Below are 21189 nucleotides of genomic sequence, written 5' to 3'. Positions count from 1 at the left end.
TGGACGCTCCCCGTTTCTGGCGTGGTGACGCCATCTGATGGGGGAAGTCCCTCTCATCACGGAGACGGTGCGATGCGTGCGACGATCATCGGCTTGGATGTGGCGAAGTTGGTGTTCCAGGTTCACGGCGTAGACGCGCAGGGCAAGACGGTGCTGACCAAGCGCCTGCGCCGCGACGGGGTGCGGGCGTTCTTCGCGACTCTGCCGCCCTGTCTGGTCGGCCTGGAGGCCTGCGCCAGTGCGCATTTTTGGGCTCGGGAGCTCGCCCAGCTGGGCCACACTGTGCGATTGATGCCGCCGCAGTACGTGAAACCCTACGTCAAGCGCCACAAGAACGACCGCGCCGATGCCGAAGCGATCTGCGAAGCCGTCCAGCGGCCGAGCATGCGCTTTGTTGCGATCAAGACGCCGGAGCAGCAAAGCACGTTGGTCCTCCACCGTGTGCGGGCTCTGCTGGTGCGCCAGAGGACGCAGCTGATCAACGCGCTGCGTGGGCATCTGGCCGAGTTCGGCATCATCGCCCCGCAAGGCGCCCACAAGGTGGCCGAACTGACCGCACGGCTGGCCGATCCCGGCGACGAGCGGATCCCCACTCTGGCCAAGACGGTGCTGCAGAGCTTGGTCGATCACCTGCGCGATGCCGAGCGCCGGATCGGCGAGCTGGAGACGCAGTTGGCCGAGCAAGCCAAGGGCGATGAGGTGTGCCGTCGCCTCATGACGATCCCGGGGATTGGCCCGATGGTCGCGACCGCTTTGGTGGCGACCGTTGGGGACGCGAAGACCTTCACCTCCGGGCGGCATCTGGCGGCGTGGCTGGGGCTGGTGCCCCTGCAGCACTCCAGCGGCAACACCGAGCGGCTCGGCCATATCACCAAAGCCGGCGATGGCTACGTGCGCCAACTGCTCGTGCACGGCGCTCGTGCGGTCGTCCGCTGGTGGCGCACGACCTCGCCGTGGCTCGCCGGCCTGCTACAGCGCCGGCCGATGAACGTCGTGACGGTGGCCCTGGCCAACAAGACGGCGCGCATCGCCTGGGCCGTGATGGTCCGCGGTGAAACCTATCGGCGCCCAGGTCCGGCCGTGGCGGCCCCGGGAGGAGAAGGACCATGCGTCCCGTTGGCGCCAGTGTGACGCCGTGCTCGCGCGGGCAAGGTCAAGCCGCTGGCGCGGCGGCCCGCTGGGCCGACCTTGCCCTGTGCTGCGCGCGGCGTCCGGGGGGCGGCAGGTCGGGACGAAGAGGAGGTCTTCTGGGTCGAACAAAGAGGAAGAGATTAACATGAGGTTCTGTGCCCTCTTGGGCGTGGGCACGGTGAAGAAGCTCTCCCTCGGCTTGCGACGGCGATGAACGATGGGATGGCAATGACTGGTCAGACCGGGATCGGCCAAATCCGTGTGCAACACTGAGCAGATCCGCTCGTCACTTTGAATGGAAGCCGATCCGCGGATTTCATCCGGGCCAGCAGCTTTGCTGCAACAACAGGCCGAATAGATGGCTGCAACCAAGTCAGAGGCCGGAACGGAGAACGTCGCTCTTGCAAGGGCGGGGAGCGTCCATAGATGGTGCATGGATGCCGGTCTGGCAGGGGCAAGGTCTCCGGCGGCACCCAGTCCGATCCGGGGCGTGACGGTCGGGATGCCTTCGCCGGCCTGCTGCTGACCTGCGCCAAGCTCGGCGTCTCCTTCTGGGACTTTCTCGGCCACCGTCTCGGCGTGGCCGGAGCGGAGGCCCCGTACTTGCCCGGCCTCGTCAGAATGCGCTCAGCAACGACCTGAACGCCCGGCCTTGGCTGACGACGGTGCCCGGCGTTGGCCCGATCGTCGCCGCCTCCTTCGTGGCGGCCATGGAAACCCCGGAGGCCTTCCAGAGATCCCGTGATGTTGGGGCGTGACTCGGCCTCACCCCCGGCGATACCAATCCGGTGAAGTCGATTACGACGGGCACATCTCATGACGCGGTGATACCCGGCTGCGCACCCTGCGCGATGAGGCGGCCATCGTGCTGCTCACGCGCGTGCGCGCACACCAGCGTGCTATCATGCTCCAGAGCAACGAGGGGCTTGGACAGGTCGTACGGCTTGGCTATCGGGCGTCTCCATCGGTGTCAGCGCAACGATGGTGCACCACCCTCGTCGCTCGCCCCATAGCGGCTTTTGCCCCACGTACCTTCAGGGCCGCTCACGTGTGCCCAGTGGTCGCGAACTCGGGCATTACGGAAGCAATCACTGGGACAACGTCTCCTCTTTCCAAACCACTGTATTTGTAATATGCGCCGAAATGACGTATTCCTTTATTATCGCGCAACCTCTACCATGTGGCCTTTCCACTTCTCTGTGCTTCGTTCGAGATAGGGTGATAAATACATTTATAACCTCTCTAAAGGACGATTGAAGTTCGAGTATATTATGTCTCCGTATGCTGTGCTTACGGTAATCACATGCTATAATTATAAGGATTGTTACGAGGCTTTCGGCGCCGGGCTTTGTGACGTAGTCTGTCGTCGGATACATTATTTAACCTTTCCAGCCAGGAACATTACGGAGAACAAAGATGGATTAGACGAGACCATTCACTAGATAATACGCATGAACCCTGACGTCGTTCCACTAAACGAGGTCAGAATGCTGAGCCAACTCGATATACCGGAGCATGGAGGAGTTCACAACCCGGTCAGAGTTCTTACTGAACGACTCAATCTCCACGCTGAAAACGGAATGACGACGAATCTGGGCGCCCTTGGACGGACCAAGAGAGTCTCCATACTCTCAAGGTTCCCTCTGAGCCAAACTAAGATGCACCTGCACCACGGCAACTTGCCCCTGGGCAACTGGGGAACGCTCGAATCCATAGGCCACATCACCATACAATCAAGGAGGAATGAAGAGCATGGAACGCGATATATGCAAGGTGCTGGAAAATTGGGTAATAGACAGAATTGCGAATGGTGAAATTGCAGACCTTAAAGATTTTGACGCCGAAGTTGGAGAACTTGATCCGCGGCGTCCGCAGCTATGGGGTGCACGGAGAAAACTCAAGTCCGGCTTTATCATAGAACTTCTGACGCACAAATCGAACATGTTGCTTTGTTCGGCAAGGGGTGTACGGATCGTGGGGGCACTTATTGATGGGCCGCTTAAAGTGACATACGGCCGCCTGGAGGCTCCACTGTGGCTAGATGCGTGCCGCTTCACTGGGCCGATCGACTTTGAAGGACTACAGAGCGAAAGGCGGCTGTCTCTCAGGAATTCGGCCGTTTTGGAGAGCGTAAATCTTCGCGGGGCCGCGTTCGGCAACGATCTGTTGCTGGATGGGATTTTTATAAAAGATACTTTGGACATGACCGGCCTACGAGTGGCAAGAAGTCTCTTCTTGAACTCTACAAAATCGCATCGGGCAGCCTTCACGCACATATGCCTCGATGGCGCCGACATCACCGGCAACCTCTTTTTGCAAGGCGCCTTGGTAACGGGAATATTGAGCATGGAAGGAATTAGCGTGGGAAGAAGTTTAGACATGAAGGCCACGCAAACCAAACGCTCCGTGTTCAATAAAATTGCTCTCAATGGCGCAAAGATCGGCGAAAACGTGTTTATGACCGGAGCCGGAGTCACGGGCAGTCTTACACTGGATGGACTACATGCTGGCAAAAGTGTTTGGATGCAGTCTGAAGGAAGTTACAGGTCAACCTTCAAAGATGTTAGCATCAAAGGAGCGGAAATTAAAGATAATATTTTCTTAGACGACGCTGTAATAGATGGTCAATTGAATATGATGGGCCTCCGGCTCGGAGAAAGCCTGTTTATGAGATCCATCAAATCCTCCGTCCGCGAGGACCCATCTGCGACTTTCGAATCGGTAAACTTGCAGGCTTCCGTCATCAAAGGCGAATTTCATCTAAACGGCGCCCAGATTAAGGGAATCTTAGATGCAAAGGGAATGCAGGTTGGCAAGAATATGTCCATCCGGAATGCAGCAGTAAAAGATCCAATTCCAGCTAATGGCATAAACATTGGAGGAAGCCTTGACCTCTCTGGTGCGAGCCTGAGTGGCCTAAACATCGCGGGCGGGCGCATAGGGAGCGAAATTTTACTGGGCTCTTCTACTCAATCACCGCTCATCTGGTCAGACGATGCTGAACTCGTTTTGTCCAATACCAGCGCTGGAGCCCTGTTAGACCGCGGTAATAGCGTCTGTTCGGCCATTGGGAATACTCCCGATACTTGGCCGGCGCAAGGTAAACTGAAACTTGGCGGATTTTCTTACGGACGGCTGGGCAGTACCGACAGGGATGCCGGCTCAGCAATACTCAACCGCTCATCGAACTGGTTTACAAACTGGCTTGCGCGAGACAGCACTTATGCTCCTCAGTCATACGTGCAATTAGCCAACGCTCTCCGAGCAGCTGGCGAGCCGGACAAGGCGAATTGGGTGCTTTACGCAGGTCGCGAACGAGCACGCAAGGAAACCTATCATTCACGCTGGAGGGAACCTAATCTACGGTGGTGGGGGCTAAGTTTGCTCAAATGGAGCATCGGCTACGGCATTGGTCTGCGCTATTTCCGTTCACTGGGTTGGGTCGCGGTGCTGGCTGTAATTGGTGCCATAATCTTGTGGTACTTTAAACAACCTCCGTGTGGTGGTCCATCTAGGATATTTTACAGCTTGGATCAGCTTCTACCGATCGTCCAGCTCGATGATTGGAAGGAAGAAAGAGCCAGACAGATATCGTGCGTCAGATATGTTTTCTATTGCTATAACTTCATTGGGATCGCGATCGGGTCCTTCATTGTTGCTGGCCTGTCCGGCCTGACACAGAAGTAGATCGGGTGGTCGGCCGAACCGGAGCCAGGGCCGATGATCCAGAAGCAGGGCGCCAACTGAAGGCCGAAGACGCTGCGGTTCCGCTGCACCGGGTGTGGGGCCGTTGGACCGGAAGCAGTGGCGGGAGGGAGGAAGAGGCGCCGTGGTTGGCATCGCGGCAAGGAAAACGGCGAGAAGCCGAGCAACCCCTCGCCGGCGAAAAACGGTCAGCCGCGCTTGAGCTCGGCGAAGACGTCGTTCAGCGGGTTCAGCGAGGCAAGACACGGAGAGGAGGTGCCAAGGCCGATGTTGAACTCAAGGTGCCACGCTGCGGCCGTGGCGCACGGCAGCCGGGTCAATCCAGGTGCCGGACCAAAGGCCGCGCTTTTGGAAGCGGGCGGCGGCGGCAAGGAGGACATAGTCTTGGGCGTAGGAGGCGCGGGCGTAGCCGCGGACCACCAACTCCCGGGCGACGTCGGTCGGGCCGAGGAAGCAACGGGCGACCGGGCGACCCCAGCGGCGGTCCAGGTCCAGGACCTCACACGAGATCGGCACGCCGGACCCCGCGAGACAGGTACCATGCATGTGGCCGGACGGGCAGGCGGCTGCGGTGGCGTGCAGAATGTCGACCATCTGGGCGGTGGCTTCGGCGCCGCATTGGAAGGAAACGCCGGTCGGGCGCGCACAGGTCTGATTCGCCTCCGGGGCGTCGAGTGCGTGCAGGCGGACGTCGGCCAACCCGCCTCCGCTGCGGACGCGCAGGGTGTCACCATCGATCACCTGGATCACGGCGCCGGTGACGGTGGCGCCGATCCTCCACTCGGGCGGGGCGCGGTCGAGGGCCAGGGCGGGGGCGACGACCGTGGCGACGGTCAGAAGAATGGCGGCAAGCGGGGTGGTGCTTGCGGCGGTGAGGAAACGGCGGGACATGGTTCGCTCCAGTGTTGGTGCGGTGCGGAAACACAGGGCGGTTGGGCCGCCGGATGCGCAGAGGCGAGGATTCGGGAATTCGGGGCGATGCGGGGTGCTGGGGGTGGGTGCTCCTGCGGCGCCTCTGTCTGGGGTCAGAAGGGCGACGGAGCGTCGCGCATGAGGTCAGCGCTGACCCAGCCGGTCGTGGCCCGGCCCTTGGTGTCGGTGATGGCGATCTGCAGGACATCGCCCTGGCTTGCGGTGACGGGATACCGGGCACCGGGGTTGATGGTCGGCGTCCGCCCAGGGTCGATCTTGGACAGGCGTGCATCTTCCGGTGTGAGGTAGACCGGAACCAGCGCCTTGTAGGCTGGGACGACGTAGCGGGTCTGGGGCGGGGCCGCCAGCAGCCACGAGGGTGGGGCCTGGTAGACGCGCCAGCCAAAAATGCCAGCCGTGCCGATGGCGATGAAAAAGGTGGTGTAGACGACGACGCGCAGGAGCGAGCCGACGGCGGTGGAGTTTGGCTGCGTGGCTAGAGGGGGTGGGCACGGGCGACGAGCGGCGCGCTTGATCTCGGCAGCTTTGCGGCGGGTGCGGAGGCAAGTGACGATGAGGTCGATCGCCGCGGCCGCCGGAACGAGGAAGACGCGCAGCGAGGGCAGGACAAGGCGGCGGGTTGGGGCGGCCGTCGAAGGCGGCATGGAGGCCAGGGGGGTGGCGCGACCGGAGGCTTTGCGCGGCGCCGCGGTCGGCGAGAGCGGGCCGGCGGTCAAGGAGGGAGGAGGCGCGGCGAGCGGCGGGCCGAGCGGGTGGCGCGGAGCGCCCGGGAACGGCGGTGGGGGGTCGGGGAAGGCGGTGCCAGGCGAGGTCGTGGGGATCAGGATGGGGGTGGGCGGCGGAAAGGGAGTGGGTGGTGTGGGCGCGGCGGCGGCGACCGGCGTGTGGGGATGCAAAACCGCGGGACCTGGGTGAGCGGCGGGGAGTGCCGACGGGGGGCGCGGCTTCCGAAACGGCCGCGACGCTGGAAGCCGGTGGCGAGGGTGGGGCGGGATTGGTCGCCGTCGCCCGAACCGTGGCGATGGCTGCGGACGGCGTTGCGGGAGGGTTCGGAGGCGAGGGCGGTTGCGCAACGGTGTCGGGTTGAGGCGACGGTGTGACCTCGAGCGGGGACGCGGCATGGGCGGGCGCGGCGGCGGTGGCGGGCGTAGGGGTGAGGATAGGGATTGTGCGACCGGAGTCGGCGGTCAGGCGGGCGTGCAGATCGCGAAGGCCCGTGGCCAGGTGCGGGGCGATGTCCGGGCGGTCGAGAAGGGTGGTGGCGATGGTGACGCGGTTGGCGAGCGCGCGCGCGTAGGACTTGCCGAGAGGGTGCGTGATGACCGGCAGAAGGCTCGCGTTGGCAGGATCGCCAAGGACGCCGAAGGGGACGTCGGGGAGATCCGCGCGAAGCCGAGCCTCGATGGCATCGGTCAGTTGAAGGAGCGTGCCGTAACTGGTAACCAGCTCCGCGGTCTTCATGGCTTTGGGGTGGGGAACGGCATCCGCAACGCGATCGATCACGTCCATGGCGACCACAGCCTGGCCCATGGTCACGGTGGTCGAAAAGGGACGACGGGGCGCCGGCGGCGTCGTGGAGGTCGGCAGGGAGGGGGCGGCCGCCACGATCGGTGCGGCGGGGGCGGCCGAGCCGGTGGTGGATGGGGAGGGCTGCGGGCGGGAGTCCGGGGCCGCTGGCGTGGCCGCGAAGGTCCCAAGCGCGGTGGGCAAGCCGCTGGTGCGCGGCGACGCCGCGGGCAGCGGGCTGGAGGACACGGCGGCAGCGGCGTCGCCGTTTGCCGGGGCCGGTCGAGGTTGAGGCGAGGGGGACGGGGCGTCAAACGCCCGCGCCGCGTGGTGACTGGCGGCCTGACGCCGGATCTGCTCCGGATCGATGCCCATGCCGTCGAGGATGATGGCGTAGTCGTCGAGGAACGGGGCGATGACGTGCGAGAGGAACCAGCGCGACCAAATGTTGGACGACATGAGCTTATGCAGTTCGTCGCGGTCACGGTTGGTCAGCGCTGTGCGCAGCTTGCGGCGCAAAGTCTCGCCCGCTTCTTCAACGACGGCCAGGGTTTCAACGAGGACGGCAGCCGCGTCATCGTCCGACAGCGGCGGGCTCGCCAAGTCGGCAAGGTCGGGGCGGGCCACCGAGGCCGGAGTGCGGCGGTCGGGGATGCGGTCGGCGGTGTCGAACCGGCCGATGCTTGCCATGACGGTGTCCCGGTCCTCGGGCAGGAGACAGCGCAGGAACTCCGGGAAATGGCTGAACAGGTGGCGCTTGACGTCGTCGTCCAGGCGGCAGAGCTCCTGAGCCTGCGCGTTCGACAGCGCGACGGCGTCCGGATTGATGCGGAAGTAGTCCCAGGTGTCACGGCGCGAGGTAGGGGACAGGCGGGAGGACATGGAAAGGCGATCCGGGCATGGGGCGGCGGGGGGTGGCGGAACTCTACGATAAAAACGGAATGCGGGGAAGTATCGGCGAACGGGGCGCCGTTGGAGCGGTGCGCTGCGTGCCGGCGCCCCCGCCGTGCGGAACGGACCCGAGGCGCACCACCGACGACAAACAGTCTCCAGCTTGCTGGGGGTGGGCCGGACGCGGCGCGGGCATGAGGCGCAAACGTGTGACGGCGGAGAGGGGTGTCGGACCGTGGGCGGCGACGAGAAGACGGGCGGCTTCTTGGGAATCCGTGATCGCGGTCGTGTGCGGCATGATAAGCCCGGTGCGGCGGTGGGGTGGTTACAGCGGCAGGGTCGGCCAGACGGGAGGGCGGGCGTGGCGATCGGTGGCGGAGACGGCTTGGTGCTGACGGCGGGCCCTGGCGGCGCTGTCGATGGCGGCGAGGCGGGCGACGAAGGCGCGGACGGAGGCGGGGGGACGGGTGGGGTTCGTCCACGACTGACAAGCCAGGCCGTGCTCCAAGACAGCCATACGGCCCTCCTCGTAGCGGGTTTGGGCCAGCTGGATGGCGCCGGCGGTGAAAATCCCTTCGATTTTTCGGCGGCGGGTTTGGGCATCGGCCGGCGCCTGCGGTCGGGCGAGGCGGGTGAGGAGGTTGTCGGCATCGAAGGGGCGGCCGGACAAGGCGTCGAGCACGCCGAGGCGGAAGGCGGGGTGGCGGACGATCGCGCGCCAGCCGGCGAGGGCCGGCGTGGTGGGGCGTCGGGAGTGGAGGGGCATGGCGGGGCGGCCTGGGTCAGTGGGGTTGCAACAAACCAGGGGGCGTGTGTGCCGCGAGATCGGCCAGGCTTTGGCTGGCATGCTCGTTGAGAACGCGGGAGAGGACGGCCGCGTCGTTGGCGGCGTCGACCGGGTCGCGGGTCAACGCGCTTCGCAACGCAGCCTTCAGCCAGTCGGAGGCGGCTGGGTCGGCCAGGAGCGCGTGCGGCGTGGGTGGTTTCATGACGGGAGACCCTCGGAGAGATGTGGAGCGACAGGGTAACACAGCGCCGTGATGAGGGCAGGGGCGAGGGCGCCGGGCCGCATGATGTCGTCGCATAGCTTGGACGGTGCCGTCGCGGGAATGGAGTGGGCACGACACGCCGACCGCCCCGGCTGCCGCTTTTGTCCGGCGGGGACGAGCGTCGCCCCAAGGAGACTTCTGGGAAACAACCAAAGGACGAACGGTCGGACGCAGGTCCGCGCTCAAGTAAAAGCGGAGGACGGCGACCGTCACACAAGATGGTGTGACGGGGTTAGGGCGTACAGTATCGCCGCGACGCTGGAAAAGTCTGCGCCCGAAGGGGCGGTGGGTCGGCCGAAAGCGCGCCTTGCTTGGCGATGACAGGCCCTGTATAGGCGGACACAGGCCATCAGAACGCGATTGCCTCTTACGCTGGCCTGGCGTGCGGGCCATGTATGCTGATGCAAGGCCTTGGCGGGCGAGTGGGGACGGGGATGGTGACGGTGGACAACGTTCCGGCAAATGTGCTGGACGCGCTTGAGCGGCTCGGTGTCGGGCGGGGGCCTCGGGACGTGTTGGGCAGCTGGACCTCGGAACGTGGTCGGATCGGCACAGCGGCGGTGCGACTCCTCTGCGATGCGGAGAGTTCGGCTGCCGGAGACGGTGGTGAGGCGGATGGCGAGACGGCGGCCACGGTCCGGGCGCGGGTCGTGGTGGAGGGGCGCATCGTGTCGCCGTCCTATCGGGCGGGAATGACGGCGGACCAAGTGCGGGTAGCGTTGGGAGGGCTCGGGTGGTCGGCGGCGACCGTGGGACGCGAGGTCGGGGTGCTGCTCAACGACGGCGGGGCGGCGATCCCGGCGGCGGTGGTCGAGGCGTGGGCGGACGATGGCGTTGAGGCGGAGCGGGGCGGTTCCCTGCTGTGGGCGCTGCTGGCCGAGTTCGCGCCGGCCACGCTGCGGAGGCTGCAGCCCCCCGCGATGGTCCTGCCCGTCGTTGTGCCCCTGGTGCCGATGTCGAGCGCGCGGGGGCGGCATGCCGCGGCGCGGCGCGAGATCGACGCGGTGTGGCCGGATCTGTGTGGCCCCAGTGGCACCAGCATTCTCGACGGACGAGGCACCTCGGTGGCCGCGGCGGGGCGGATCGGAGACGCGGAGGTCGTCGTTCGCGCGGAGGGCGCCGTCGTCGTCGAGCGGACGTTTGTGTTCGCGGCGATGGCCGGGGGCGTGGGGATGGTCGCGCCGGCGGTTGCGTACGAGGTTGGGGCTGGTGGCAGCCGAACTGGCAGCGGATCGGCGCCCGGCCGGGGGAAGTCCCGGCACGATGAGGATGCCCCGGCGGTTAAGGCGGAGGCTGCGCCGGAACCGGCAAAGCCGCGGCTGACCGAGCCCGTGGTGACGCTGGATGTGACCGAAGCGGACCAGCTGGTGGTGCGCATGCTCGTGGAGGGGCGCGGGCCGCGGTCGACGCGGGAGGTGGCGGCGTGTCTGCGCGCCCTCCACATGGACGGCCGCGAGGTGCTGGCCGACCTGTGCCGGACGGTGCCGGAGGAGTTTCGCGACGCCGTTGAGGGTCGCTGGAGCGCGTGGCTGTCCGGGGAGGCGCCGGTGGTCGGGCCGATGGCCGATGCGCTGATCGATGCCCTGGCGAAGCGGGTCGGCTGGTTCTTTGCCGCGCGGGTTGAAGCCGAGCGCGTGCGGGTCGGCGGACCGGCGTTCGCCAAAGCGGCGGTGGGGCGCGGTCACGGCAGCGGCTATGGCCCGCGCGGTGAGTCGGGCGAGGACGCCGTCGTCAAGCCGTGGTGGCTTGCGGCGGTTGGGCCGGAGGGCGTCGCAGCGCAGGGCGGTGGTCGGTCGGGCCGCGGCCGCGGCGGTCGGGGCGGCCTGGTGATCACGGCCGATTTGACCGTGCGCATGCCCAACGGGTCGAGCGAATGGTTTGATCTCGGCGTCGGCGTGAAGGTGGGGGGGCGGTACGTGTCCCTGCTGCCGATCCTCGTTTCGTTGATCGAGGCCGGAGGGTTGGAGGCTGCGGTCGTCGTGGACAACCATGTGCGGATCGCGCTCGACACCGGGCACGGGGACGTGCTGGCGTTGCCGGTCGCGCGGGTCGAGGCCATGCTGTCCGCGCTGGATTACATGCTGGACGGCGCCGTGCGGCGGCGGGACACGGTCCGTGTGCCGGCCCGCTTTGTGGACGCCATGGTCGACATCGCCGACATGGTCGACACCGACACGGCGAGCCGCGATGCCGCGGCGCTTCTGGCGACAAGCCTGGAGTCGGCGCGGGACGCGACCGGAGCGGTGAGGCCGAGCCGGACGGTCGCGGTGCCGGCGGCGTTCCTGGGGGACTTGCGCCGGTACCAGCGTGAGGGGTTGGAGTGGCTTCAGGCGCTGCGCGAGCGAGGCGAGGGCGGCGTGCTGGCCGACGATATGGGGTTGGGAAAGACGATCCAAACGCTGGTGCATGTGGCGGTGGAGAAGCAGGAAAAGCGTTTGACGACCCCGGTCCTGGTCGTCGTGCCGACCTCGCTGGTGCCGAACTGGCTGGATGAGGCCAAGCGGTTCACGCCCGACCTGCGCGTCGTCGTGCGGCACGGGGTGTTGCGAAGCCCGCGGCTGGCGCTGGAGGACGTGGACGTCGTGGTGACGACGTACGGGGTTGCGGCGCGGGAGGTGGCGCTCCTCAAGCCGGTCGCGTGGCACGCGATCATTCTGGACGAGGCGCAGGCGATCAAAAATCCGGACAGCCAAGCGGCGCAAGCGATGCGGAGTTTGCGGGCGCGGCATCGGGTGTGCCTCACCGGAACGCCGGTGGAGAACAATCTGGAGGAGTTGTGGAGCCAGTTCGCTTTCCTCATGCCCGGGTTTCTGGACGACCGGGCGGCGTTCGGGCGGCTCTACCGTGGTCCGATCGAGCGACGCCAGGACGGGCATCGGATGGCGTTGCTCAAGCGCCGGATCGGGCCGTACATGCTGCGCCGGACGAAGGAACAGGTGGCCACAGAGTTGCCGCCCAAAACCGAGGTGGCGGTGCGGGTCGAGCTTGGGCAGGGACAACGCGACCTCTACGAGACCATTCGCATGTCAGTCCATAAGCAGGTGCGCGCCGCAGTCGAGACGAAGGGACTGGCCCGGAGCGCGATCACGGTCCTGGATGCGCTGCTCCGGTTGCGGCAGGTGTGCTGCGATCCGCGCTTGGCACGCATGGGAGTGGCCGACAGCGAGGGCGGCGATGACCGGGCGGCTTTGGATGAGCCGGCCGTTGAACAGGATCACGGCGCCGCCACCGCCGTGGCGGGCACAGCGGCAACGCCGGACACGGCCGCGGCGGACGGGGGCGGCACGGGCCGCCAGGACGCTGCGACGGAGCGGACGGACGTGCAGAGTGCCAAGTTGGACGCACTGATCGACATGGTGGTGGAGATGGTGCCGGAAGGGCGGCGCATTCTGCTGTTCTCGCAGTTCACCTCCATGCTCGACCTGATCAAGCCGAGGCTTGCGGCGGAAGGGGTGCGGTACGTGGAGCTGACGGGCAAGACGCAGGATCGGGAGACGCCGGTGCGGCGGTTCCAAGCCGGCGAGGTGCCCGTGTTCCTGCTCAGCCTCAAAGCCGGCGGGCGTGGGTTGAACCTGACCGCGGCGGACACCGTCATCCACTACGATCCGTGGTGGAATCCCGCCGTGGAGAGCCAGGCAACGGACCGCGCCTATCGCATCGGGCAGGACAAGCCGGTCTTCGTCTACAAACTCATCGCCACGGACACGGTCGAGGAGCGAATCCTCGATCTGCAGGCGCGAAAGGGCTCGCTGGCGGCGGCGGTCGTTGGAGATGCGGGCGCCATCGGCCCCTTGGATGGACGGGACTTGGATTACCTGTTCGGGGCGGCCGACGTGAGCGGCGGGGCAGCGGAAAGGAGTGACCGCCCGATAGCGCCGTATGAGGCGGCCCGCGGTGGCGGCGTGGAGACCCCGTCGGTGCGAGCGCTGACGCACCGGGCCAGAGCGGCCCGGCGGAAGATTGCCGGAAAGGGTGGGGTAGGAATCGAGGAAGTCGCGCCTTCGACGGAGGCAAAGGCGGAGATCGAGGCGCAGAATGTGGGGCCGGCAGCGAGCGAGGTCGACGGTACAGGGATATCATCATTCAACGCCATTGAGGCATCGACCCACACACGGGTGGACACCACGGAGACGGTGTCGAGCGGTGATAAAGGCAGCGTAGACGCTGAGGGGGCGGGCCGCGGCCCTGGGGTGGGGCGCGGACCGGTGCCGCTAACAGGGCGCGAAGCGTTGTCAATAATCGAGGCTCTGGGGATCGATGGCGAACAGGCCGTGGAGGCGCTACGACAGGTCGTAGGGGAAGGGTGGCGCGACCGACTGGGCGCTTACTGGGCGGCTTGGGAAGAGGAACGGACACGGGTGCCTCGGCCACTCGGCGAGGCAATCCGGGATCTTCCGAGGATGTTGGACGACGGTGCGGTCGTGCTCGCGCCGTTCATTGTGGTCGGCAGCCGCGGGCTGGCACAGCGGTTGCTGACCCGGCGACAGGCCCCTGCAACCTGGGAAGAGGTCGCGGCCCTGGCGGTCTTCGGCGAGGTGCCGGCGGTGGAATTGGTCGCGGCTATGGCGAGGCGAATGGGCGCTGACCGGCAGACGGTTGCAGCGACGTGGAACAAAGGCATGCGCAAGGAAGGGGATGTGCCGGCGCCGCTCGGGCAATCGCTGCTGGCGGAGGTGCTGGAGCGGCCAGTTTAAGGCACGGTTTCCAAAATCAGAACGCGGGGCTCGCATGACGAGCATCATGGGGCGACAGCGCGTCAGCCATGGCCTTTCACCCCCACCTTAGGTGAGAATGCCGTGATGACCTTCCGACGCCGCTCCTTCCCGGGCCTCGAGATCGCGTTCCTCGACTGCACCGGCCGCTCCTTCGCGAAGCACGCCCACGACGAGTTCGTCATCGGCGCGAACTTCTCCGGGCGCGAGCGCATCTGGCTGGACCGGCGGACCCATGAGGCCGCGACCGCGGAGGTCACCCTCTACAATCCCGGGCAGGTGCAAGCCTCCAGTGCGGGCGACGCGTCATGGTCGTTCACGAGCGTCTACCTCGACCCGTCCGCCATGGTGCGGCTGGCGGGCCTGCCGTCGGAGGTGGTGTTCGAGAGGCCCATATTGTGGAACGAGGGACTTGCCCGACGGTTACGTTCCCTCGGCCTGCGGGCTCTCGACCGGGTGGTCGGTGACGCGGAGGTCCTGGAGGGGGCGATCGATCTCGTCGCCGAGCTCCTGGACGCCGCTGGGAGCAAGCCGCCGGAAAGGGCGGAGCGGGCGGAGCCGGAGGTACGCCGCGTGGCCGAGCGGCTGCGCGACGAGATGGCGGCCCCGCCGTGCCTGGATGACCTCGCGACCGACGTGGGTCTCACGCCCGTCCAACTGGTGCGCGCCTTCACGCGGTCCCGTGGCCTGCCTCCCTTCGCTTGGCTGATGGTGGAGCGGCTGAAGACGGCGCGCGAGGCGGTCTCGCGTGGGGAGCGCCTGTCCGGCGTGGCAGCGGAACTGGGCTTCGCCGACCAAGCCCACCTGACGCGCAGGTTCAAAGCCATGTACGGCGTGCCGCCGGGGGTGTGGGCCAAGGGCGTCGGGTGAAACCACGTTCAAGACGGGACCTGCACCGTCGATCCATCATGGCGGACCACCGCAAGGGAGCCCCGCCGTGATCGAGCTGTTCGCCTCCGCCTTCGTCCTCGGCCTCGCCTTCAACGCCGCGCCAGGCTCGATCTTCGCGGAGAGCCTGCGACGCGGCCTGCGGGGCGGGTTCGGTTCGGCGCTCGCGGTCCAGGTCGGCTCGCTGGTCGGGGACTTCACTTGGGCCGTGCTCGGGCTGCTCGGGGCCGCGGCGCTGTTCACCCTTTCCCACGTGGAGGTCCCGCTCGCCTTGGCGGGCGCGGCGCTCCTCGCCTGGATGGCTTGGCAAGCCATCGCCGACGGACTCGGGCCCATGCCGGCCTTCGATGAGCGCGCGGGTAGCCGGCTCGATCGCTCGGCGCTCGTGTCGGGTGCGGCCCTCTCGCTTTCGAACCCGATGAACGTCACCTACTGGGCGGCCCTGGGCGGCACGATCACGGCGCTCGGCGTGGACCGCCCCGGTTGGGAAGCCTTCACGGTGTTCCTGGCCGGGTTCATGGCCTCGTCCTTGTTGTGGTGCTTCCTGTGCGCGGGGCTGATCGCCTGGACGCGCCGGCATCTCGGTCCGACCACCTGGAGGCTGATCAACCTGGGTTGCGCCCTCGGGCTGGCCTTCTTCTCGGCGCTCGTGGTCTGGCGGATCGCAAGCGCGTGAGCTCCGAGGGGCTCGGGACGGATCGGGCCACTGACGGCGAGGCCTCACGGGGGCAGGCCGCTCAAGCCGCGACGAGCCGCTGCGCGACGACGAAGATGGCCGCGGCGGTGAGCAAGGCGAGGACGATTCGCCCGAGCCTGTCTTGCCGCCGATCCAATCTCTTGTTGGCCAAGATCCAGGAGCAGCCGTGTTCGACCACGCACCGGACCCTCCCGAGCCCCGAGCCGTGGGGCTCGCCGATCTTTCGGATGTACGGCCGGATGCCGTCGCGCAGGCAGAGCCAACGGTTATCGGCGCTGTCGTAGCCCGCGTCCGCATAAACCTTGCCGGCTTTGGCACAGACGACCTGAGCCAGACGAAGCAGTTCCGGGAAGAGCTTGGTGTCGTGGACGTTCGCTGCCGAGGGAATGACGGCTAACGGCAAGCCGTCTGTCGCGACGGCCAGATGGGACTTGGTGCCCGGCTTGCCGCGGTCGGTCGGGTTCGGGCCGGTCAGCTCGCCACCCCGCTTGGCTCGGACCGAGCAGCTGTCCACCGCAACGTCCCAAGCTCCGGCCTCGGGGCTGGAGCGCGCCATGCGGACCAGGACGGCGTGGACGCGACGCAGCACCCCCGTCGCGTGCCAGTCGTCCAGGCGGCGACGGAGGGTGGAGCCGGAGGCACGCCCATCCGTCGCCCGCAGCTCGCGCCACTGGATGCCCTCGCGCACCAAGAAGCGCAGTGTCCGGATGGTGCGCAGATAGTCGCTCTGCAATCGACGAAGCAAAAGTTGAACCTAGTGGAGCGAGTCGAACAGGGGATTACGTTCTACAAGGGATGGCGGCACGCTGAGGGGCATGGATGTCTCTCGCTGGGCCATTGACCTGAAACTCGCTCCCGCCGACCGGCGTCGACTGGAGGATCTCGTCCGCAGCGGCAACACCCCGCAGAAGCTGGTGCCACGCGCCCGCATCGCTCTGCTGAGCGACGGCACGCGTCTGAACGAAACGCTTTCGCGGGAGGGCGTCTGGGGTATGGGACGGCGATCCGACGATCCACCCGATGACCCACGCTGGTCCGAGGCCGAGCGCTTGGCCACACAGCTCGACCGCATTCTGGACAGCACCTCTCTGAAGAGCGAGGCACGTGCTGCCGCTATCAATGATCTTGCCGCCCGTCTCAAACGGACGCCTCAGACGATCCGCAACCACCTGCGCAAATACGGCCGGCGCCGTCTGGTCCGCGACCTGCTGCGCGACGATTCGGGGCGCGGTCCCAGGCTGCTGTCGGAAGCCGAGACCATCGTCCGGACCGTCCTCGACGACAAGTATCTGACCCTGAAGAGTGCTTCCTCTCGCGTGTCAGCCGGACCATGTCCTCGGCGATGCGCCTAAACTCCTCGCCCTTGCCGGGATGAATGGCGAAGCGGACCACCGCCTGAAACCAGATCATGCCTGAACTCCTTTCCGGCTGGCCTTCAGCGTCGGGAAGTCGGTATATCCTGCGGCGGCACCCTCGGGCTGGTTTCCGAAAAAGACCCTATGGTCGGCCGTGTTGAGCGGCGCATGCAAGACGACCCGTTCGATGAAGTCCGGATTGGCAAGCACGTGCGCACCATAGGACTCAAGGTCGGCGAGCCCTGAAGCGATGTCCTTGCCGATGTCCTCGCGGGGGCGCGCAGGCCGGTTGAGGATGATCGCTTGGTGCCAGATCCTGCGGAAGTCGTGCAGGATGTTGTCCTCGCCGTAATGGACGATGTGGATGTAGGCGAGGCCGAGCTTGTCCAGCTCGGCGACAAGGTAGCGGAACAGGTCCGGTCCCTCCGGGCCGACGTCCAGGCCCATGCCGGTAAAGCCGGGCGAGAGCCTGATGCCGGTCCGGTCAGCACCGATCTCGGCGATAATCGCCTGCGCGACCGCGATCGCGAAGCGGGCGCGGTTCTCGATCGAACCGCCATAGCGATCGGTGCGCTTGTTGGAGCTGATCGCGAGGAACTGGTGAACGAGATAGGCGACGCCGTGGATCTCGACGCCATCGGCGCCGGACTCGATCGCGCGCCGAGCGGCATAGGCATAGTCCTTGACCGTCGCCTCCACCTCATCGGTCGTCAGAGCGCGGGGGACGGGAATATCCTTCATGCCGTCCAGCGTGTAGATTTGTTCGCCCGGCGCGATCGCGGAGGGGGCGACGCCCTGCCGGTGATGCGGCGTGTTGTCGGGATGCGACATGCGCCCCGCGTGCATGAGCTGATAGAAGACATGGCCGCCCTGCGCGTGAATGGAGTCGTTCACCTCGCGCCAGCCGGCGACATGGGCATCGGTGTATATGCCGGGGGTCATGGGATAGCCCTGCCCGTCGTCAGACGGCTGCGTTCCTTCGGTGATGATGAGGCCGACGCTGGCGCGCTGGCCATAATATTCCGCAGCGAGCGGTCCCGGCGTACCGTCGTCGTTTGCGCGCGCACGGGTCATCGGCGCCATCACAAAACGGTTCTGAAGCTCGATCCTCCCGAGCGTAAAAGGTGAATGGATATCGGTCATAGAGTAGTTCCATCATGCTGTTGTCGTGTGCGAACCGAAGCCTCTGCTCCTCCTCCATGGGAGGGGAGGATCTGGGTGTGCCGTGCCGCAGTACGGTCACGGCACACCGGCGCTGGGTGCGACCCGAAGGCCAAAAGCTCGCGAAGATGGCCTGGCCGTCTGCGCGAGCTTCTTCAGAATGGTAGAGGGCTGTCGATCTTCACGAGATCATGGGCGATAAGCGGACCGCCGGGGGACTGGAACAGGCGGCTGCCATGTTCAACATCGCCCAGGTCGAGCCCGAAGAAGCCGAGCTGATCGATCAGCTTCGCAACCTCGGCTTTCGCCGCCTCGTCGTCGCCGGCGTAGAAGAGGACGCGCCGCCCGCCATCGGCGTCGGGGGACTTCTCCAGATTCATGAAAAAATGATGGTTGAACGCCTTCACCACGCGCGCTCCAGGCGCCCATTCCTGAACGATTGATGTGGAAGCGCGCCCGGCGATATCGATCGGCGGCAGCGGCGGCTTTTGCATGTTGTTGTTGGTGTCGATCAGGATACGGCCGTTCCAGTCGAGCCCGGCGAGCGCGCCCTGCAGCTTGGGCCAGTTCACCGATACGAACACGATGTCCTTAGCGGCCGCTTCCTCGCGGGTGCCCGCCGTGATCGATGGTCCCGCCTTGGCGACGAGATCAGAGAGAGTTGCCGGGCCGCGGCTGTTAGCGACGGTCGCGGCGATACCTTTGGCACCGAGACGCTGGGCGATGGCACCGCCGATCATTCCGGTGCCGATGATTCCTATGGAAGGCATGTATGGTCTCCAAATTCATTCGGAAGAAGGGGGCAGCCAGGACCGAAACGGACCCTGGCTGCGGTTGTGGCTAGGACGGGGGAAGCCTAGCTACAGGCGCAAGGTCGGGGTCAGCCCCGATAGATCGGGGTCGAACCAGACGCGCGCTGGCGATTCCCGAGCGAGAAAAGCTGCTCCTTAAGCGCCGCGATGTTGCGCTCGCCCGTCACCAGCCCTTCCGCGGTGGCGTGGACCGAATAGTAGCCAAGGTGCAGGTCGTGCGGATGCGGGATGGCCGAGCCGAGGACGAACGTCGCCCCTTCGGGGCCGCCCTGAAGGGCGATCGTGCCATCATCTTCCGAGAAGATGAGCAGTTCGCCGTTCGAGGCGTTGGCAGGACCGGACAGGCTGCCCTTCGAGAGGGCAAGCCAACCGACAGTATGTCCGGCAGGGGGCGTGTAATCCCAGCGCTGACCGGGTGCGAGCGTCACGAGGAGATAGTTCACGCCGGCCGGAGCCCTGACCGGGCTGGTGACGCCGCCATGCGTCCCGACGATGACGTAGGCAGGGCCGACCTGGTGCATGTCGGAGGCCTCGACATACTGGCTGTCGACCGGAGCAAGCTCCAGTTCGGCCGGCAGCGCCAACCAGAGCTGGAAGCCATGGATGCGCTCGGACTTGCCGGAAGACAGTTCCTTGCCGTGCCAGACACCGCCACCAGCGCGCATCCATTCAACGCCGCCGTAGCCGATATAGCCTGAGCCCGCCTCGGGATCGTCGAAATGCACGTCGCCTCGGGTGAAGACGGTGACGGTGCCGATGCCGGAATGAGGGTGCATGCCGCCTGCGGCGGCAAATTCGCTCATCACGCCGCCGAAGCTGTCGAGGAACACGAACGGCTTGAGCTGTTCACCCAGGTCGCTGGGGCTCATGAGCCGGAACACCTCGCCATGACCGCGACCACGGGTGCGGTAGATGACATCGCGGCCGGCGGTGGTGGCGGTGGTGCTGCTTTTGCTATCGCGGGTGACGTCGATGGTGGACACGAGCTTTCTCCTTCGAGGAGCCGTTGCCAGCCACCCCGTCATGATGTTGCGGTTGGGATCGGGATTGCGCGGTCAGGCGGCTTCGGTACGGGCGGCCGTCTCGGCGCGGGCGGCCATGGTGGCCTTGGCCCACCAGACCAGTTCGTCGAGTGCGGTGGTCGCGGATGGGAGCAAATTCTGTTCGATTGTCTCGATCGGCTGATTGACGACGGCCGGGAAGATCGTGAAGAAGTCGCTGCCGCCGATATGCACGGCCGCATGGGTCGAGACCATGTGCATCTCGATGCCGATCAGGCGCAAATGCTCGATGGCGCGGGCCGCGCCGACACCGCCATAGCCGATCGCCGTGAAGGGCTTGTGGCTCCACTCTTTGTAGGCATGATCCAGCGCATTCTTGAGCGAAGCGGTGAGCGAGTGGTTGTATTCGGCGACGACGAAGATGAAGCCGTCGAAGCCAGCGAGCGTCTGCTGCCAGCGAACTGCTTCCGGGCTCTGGCTCGGCACCCAGGCGCTCGACGCAACCTCGTCGAAGAAGGGCAGGTTGAAATCGCGCAGGTCGAGCAGCTCGACTTCCATGTCATCGCGGGCCTGGGCCTGCTTGAGCATCCACTGCGCGGGAACGTCGGCAAAGCGCGCTGCGCGCGTTGAACCGATAATGAGGGCGATCTTGGGCTTGGCGGTGACGGTCGACATCGGGTTTTCCTTCGCTCGTTTGGGGAGAATGTCGGGGGCAATCTCGTTCTTGCTGAAGCCAATTTGGCGCAGGCCCGGGGGTATCACTAGACAGCCAGATCGTTCTGCGGGGTCGCACTTTCAGGAACACTTGGCGGCTGTGCAGGCCTAAAAATGCAGCAAAGCCGGGCACACGGAACCGTGTGCCCGGCTTGAAGCGCCAGTTGCGAGGGGACCGGTTATTGCGCGGTGGCGACCCGGTCCGAATATGCGCGACGATTGCTCAGATATTCGTCCAGGCTGAATGCGCCGGCGCCGAAGGCGGCGATCTGCAGCAGGCCGCCCGTCATCATCACGTTCTTGAAGAAGTGAACGAAGGTATTTTGGTCGGCCAGATTGCTGTGGAAGTAGGAGGCCGTGACCATCGAGAAGATGGCGAGCAGAGCGGCGACCGGACGAACCTTGTAGCCTGCGACCAGAAGCGCACCACCAACAATCTCAAGCGTCACCGCCCCGAGAAACGAAAGCGGAGGAAGAGGTAGACCGACGGCCTCGATCATGGCGGCTGTCGCTCCATAGGTCGTCGCCTTCCCGAGACCGAAGAGAATGAACGGAAGACCGATCAGAAGCCGGCCGGCGAACGGGACATAACGGACGTTATTCATGGGATATCTCCGGTTTGAAGCAGGATGAT

The 21189-nt window shown here is 65.8% G+C and carries 18 protein-coding genes and 1 pseudogene; 9 read left to right on the top strand and 10 right to left on the bottom strand.

Features of this window, described 5'->3' with window-relative positions:
- Positions 1-72: 72 nt before the first annotated feature.
- The 4 genes and pseudogenes from M2351_RS26365 to M2351_RS26350 all read left to right on the top strand — a co-directional run bounded on the left by M2351_RS26365 (position 73) and on the right by M2351_RS26350 (position 4818).
- The gene (locus tag M2351_RS26365; RefSeq protein WP_264659018.1) at positions 73-1131 is read left to right on the top strand and encodes an IS110 family RNA-guided transposase; all 1059 of its coding nucleotides are present in this window, start codon (positions 73-75) and stop codon (positions 1129-1131) included.
- A gap of 426 nt (positions 1132-1557) precedes the next feature.
- Positions 1558-1773 (top strand): hypothetical protein, encoded by a 216-nt coding sequence (locus tag M2351_RS26360; RefSeq protein ID WP_264659017.1) that lies wholly within the window; start codon positions 1558-1560, stop codon positions 1771-1773.
- 14 nt (positions 1774-1787) lie between these two features.
- Positions 1788-2017 (top strand): annotated as a pseudogene (locus M2351_RS26355) (transposase); the annotation flags it as partial.
- An 866-nt stretch (positions 2018-2883) separates the two neighbouring features.
- Entirely contained in the window at positions 2884-4818 is a 1935-nt protein-coding gene (locus M2351_RS26350) for a hypothetical protein (RefSeq protein WP_264659016.1), read from the top strand.
- 294 nt (positions 4819-5112) lie between these two features.
- On the opposite strand, the gene M2351_RS26345 is transcribed toward M2351_RS26350, so the two are convergent.
- Positions 5113-5727, bottom strand: a complete 615-nt coding sequence (locus tag M2351_RS26345; protein ID WP_264659015.1) for a thermonuclease family protein — start codon at positions 5725-5727, stop codon at positions 5113-5115.
- Between the two features lie 134 nt (positions 5728-5861).
- The gene (locus tag M2351_RS26340; protein WP_264659014.1) at positions 5862-6413 is read right to left on the bottom strand and encodes a hypothetical protein; all 552 of its coding nucleotides are present in this window, start codon (positions 6411-6413) and stop codon (positions 5862-5864) included.
- An 863-nt stretch (positions 6414-7276) separates the two neighbouring features.
- Here M2351_RS26340 and M2351_RS26335 point away from each other — a divergent pair.
- Positions 7277-7567 (top strand): hypothetical protein, encoded by a 291-nt coding sequence (locus M2351_RS26335; RefSeq protein WP_264659013.1) that lies wholly within the window; start codon positions 7277-7279, stop codon positions 7565-7567.
- Positions 7568-8491: 924 nt separating this feature from the next.
- On the opposite strand, the gene M2351_RS26330 is transcribed toward M2351_RS26335, so the two are convergent.
- Both M2351_RS26330 and M2351_RS26325 read right to left on the bottom strand, forming a co-directional pair.
- Entirely contained in the window at positions 8492-8932 is a 441-nt protein-coding gene (locus M2351_RS26330; RefSeq protein ID WP_264659012.1) for a hypothetical protein, read from the bottom strand.
- Positions 8933-8948: 16 nt separating this feature from the next.
- The gene (locus M2351_RS26325; protein ID WP_264659011.1) at positions 8949-9155 is read right to left on the bottom strand and encodes a hypothetical protein; all 207 of its coding nucleotides are present in this window, start codon (positions 9153-9155) and stop codon (positions 8949-8951) included.
- Between the two features lie 494 nt (positions 9156-9649).
- Here M2351_RS26325 and M2351_RS26320 point away from each other — a divergent pair, with 494 nt between their 5' ends.
- The 3 genes from M2351_RS26320 (at position 9650) to M2351_RS26310 (ending at position 15491) form a co-directional block, all read left to right on the top strand.
- Positions 9650-13909, top strand: coding sequence for a DEAD/DEAH box helicase (locus M2351_RS26320; protein ID WP_264659010.1), 4260 nt, complete (start codon positions 9650-9652; stop codon positions 13907-13909).
- 105 nt (positions 13910-14014) lie between these two features.
- Entirely contained in the window at positions 14015-14797 is a 783-nt protein-coding gene (locus M2351_RS26315) for a helix-turn-helix domain-containing protein (RefSeq protein ID WP_264659009.1), read from the top strand.
- Positions 14798-14864: 67 nt separating this feature from the next.
- On the top strand, positions 14865-15491 hold the full coding sequence (locus M2351_RS26310; protein ID WP_264659008.1) for a LysE family translocator: 627 nt from the start codon (positions 14865-14867) through the stop codon (positions 15489-15491).
- A 61-nt stretch (positions 15492-15552) separates the two neighbouring features.
- Here the strand turns inward: M2351_RS26310 and M2351_RS26305 are convergent, their stop codons facing one another.
- Complete coding sequence (locus M2351_RS26305) at positions 15553-16245, bottom strand: IS5 family transposase (protein ID WP_264659007.1); 693 nt, start codon at positions 16243-16245, stop codon at positions 15553-15555.
- Positions 16246-16327: 82 nt separating this feature from the next.
- On the opposite strand from M2351_RS26305, the gene M2351_RS26300 reads away from it, so the two are divergent.
- Positions 16328-16864, top strand: coding sequence for a hypothetical protein (locus M2351_RS26300; RefSeq protein ID WP_264659006.1), 537 nt, complete (start codon positions 16328-16330; stop codon positions 16862-16864).
- Positions 16865-16918: 54 nt separating this feature from the next.
- On the opposite strand, the gene M2351_RS26295 is transcribed toward M2351_RS26300, so the two are convergent.
- From M2351_RS26295 to M2351_RS26275, 5 genes are all read right to left on the bottom strand, one after another.
- Positions 16919-18010, bottom strand: coding sequence for an alkene reductase (locus M2351_RS26295; protein ID WP_264659005.1), 1092 nt, complete (start codon positions 18008-18010; stop codon positions 16919-16921).
- Between the two features lie 173 nt (positions 18011-18183).
- Positions 18184-18798: an NADPH-dependent F420 reductase gene (locus tag M2351_RS26290; protein WP_264659004.1), complete on the bottom strand. Its 615-nt coding sequence runs from the start codon at positions 18796-18798 to the stop codon at positions 18184-18186.
- 110 nt (positions 18799-18908) lie between these two features.
- Positions 18909-19823, bottom strand: a complete 915-nt coding sequence (locus tag M2351_RS26285) for a pirin family protein (RefSeq protein ID WP_264659003.1) — start codon at positions 19821-19823, stop codon at positions 18909-18911.
- 72 nt (positions 19824-19895) lie between these two features.
- Entirely contained in the window at positions 19896-20516 is a 621-nt protein-coding gene (locus tag M2351_RS26280) for an NADPH-dependent FMN reductase (protein WP_264659002.1), read from the bottom strand.
- Between the two features lie 218 nt (positions 20517-20734).
- A complete protein-coding gene (locus tag M2351_RS26275; RefSeq protein WP_264659001.1) occupies positions 20735-21160 on the bottom strand; it encodes a DoxX family protein in 426 nt (141 codons plus the stop codon).
- Positions 21161-21189: the final 29 nt, after the last annotated feature.

This window comes from Azospirillum canadense, from assembly GCF_025961225.1.
GTDB classification, from domain to species: Bacteria; Pseudomonadota; Alphaproteobacteria; order Azospirillales; family Azospirillaceae; genus Azospirillum; species Azospirillum canadense.
Note: the sequence above shows the minus strand (reverse complement) of the source record. Positions and strands in the feature narration are given on the sequence as shown.

What these genes read in the sequence shown, in the direction of transcription:
- M2351_RS26365 (WP_264659018.1), top strand. Translation starts at nt 73, where the DNA reads ATGCGTGCGACGATCATCGGCTTGGATGTGGCGAAGTTGGTGTTCCAG.
- M2351_RS26360 (WP_264659017.1), top strand. Translation starts at nt 1,558, where the DNA reads ATGGTGCATGGATGCCGGTCTGGCAGGGGCAAGGTCTCCGGCGGCACC.
- M2351_RS26350 (WP_264659016.1), top strand. Translation starts at nt 2,884, where the DNA reads ATGGAACGCGATATATGCAAGGTGCTGGAAAATTGGGTAATAGACAGA.
- M2351_RS26345 (WP_264659015.1), bottom strand. Translation starts at nt 5,727, where the DNA reads ATGTCCCGCCGTTTCCTCACCGCCGCAAGCACCACCCCGCTTGCCGCC.
- M2351_RS26340 (WP_264659014.1), bottom strand. Translation starts at nt 6,413, where the DNA reads ATGCCGCCTTCGACGGCCGCCCCAACCCGCCGCCTTGTCCTGCCCTCG.
- M2351_RS26335 (WP_264659013.1), top strand. Translation starts at nt 7,277, where the DNA reads ATGGCGACCACAGCCTGGCCCATGGTCACGGTGGTCGAAAAGGGACGA.
- M2351_RS26330 (WP_264659012.1), bottom strand. Translation starts at nt 8,932, where the DNA reads ATGCCCCTCCACTCCCGACGCCCCACCACGCCGGCCCTCGCCGGCTGG.
- M2351_RS26325 (WP_264659011.1), bottom strand. Translation starts at nt 9,155, where the DNA reads ATGAAACCACCCACGCCGCACGCGCTCCTGGCCGACCCAGCCGCCTCC.
- M2351_RS26320 (WP_264659010.1), top strand. Translation starts at nt 9,650, where the DNA reads ATGGTGACGGTGGACAACGTTCCGGCAAATGTGCTGGACGCGCTTGAG.
- M2351_RS26315 (WP_264659009.1), top strand. Translation starts at nt 14,015, where the DNA reads ATGACCTTCCGACGCCGCTCCTTCCCGGGCCTCGAGATCGCGTTCCTC.
- M2351_RS26300 (WP_264659006.1), top strand. Translation starts at nt 16,328, where the DNA reads ATGGATGTCTCTCGCTGGGCCATTGACCTGAAACTCGCTCCCGCCGAC.
- M2351_RS26295 (WP_264659005.1), bottom strand. Translation starts at nt 18,010, where the DNA reads ATGACCGATATCCATTCACCTTTTACGCTCGGGAGGATCGAGCTTCAG.
- M2351_RS26290 (WP_264659004.1), bottom strand. Translation starts at nt 18,798, where the DNA reads ATGCCTTCCATAGGAATCATCGGCACCGGAATGATCGGCGGTGCCATC.
- M2351_RS26280 (WP_264659002.1), bottom strand. Translation starts at nt 20,516, where the DNA reads ATGTCGACCGTCACCGCCAAGCCCAAGATCGCCCTCATTATCGGTTCA.
- M2351_RS26275 (WP_264659001.1), bottom strand. Translation starts at nt 21,160, where the DNA reads ATGAATAACGTCCGTTATGTCCCGTTCGCCGGCCGGCTTCTGATCGGT.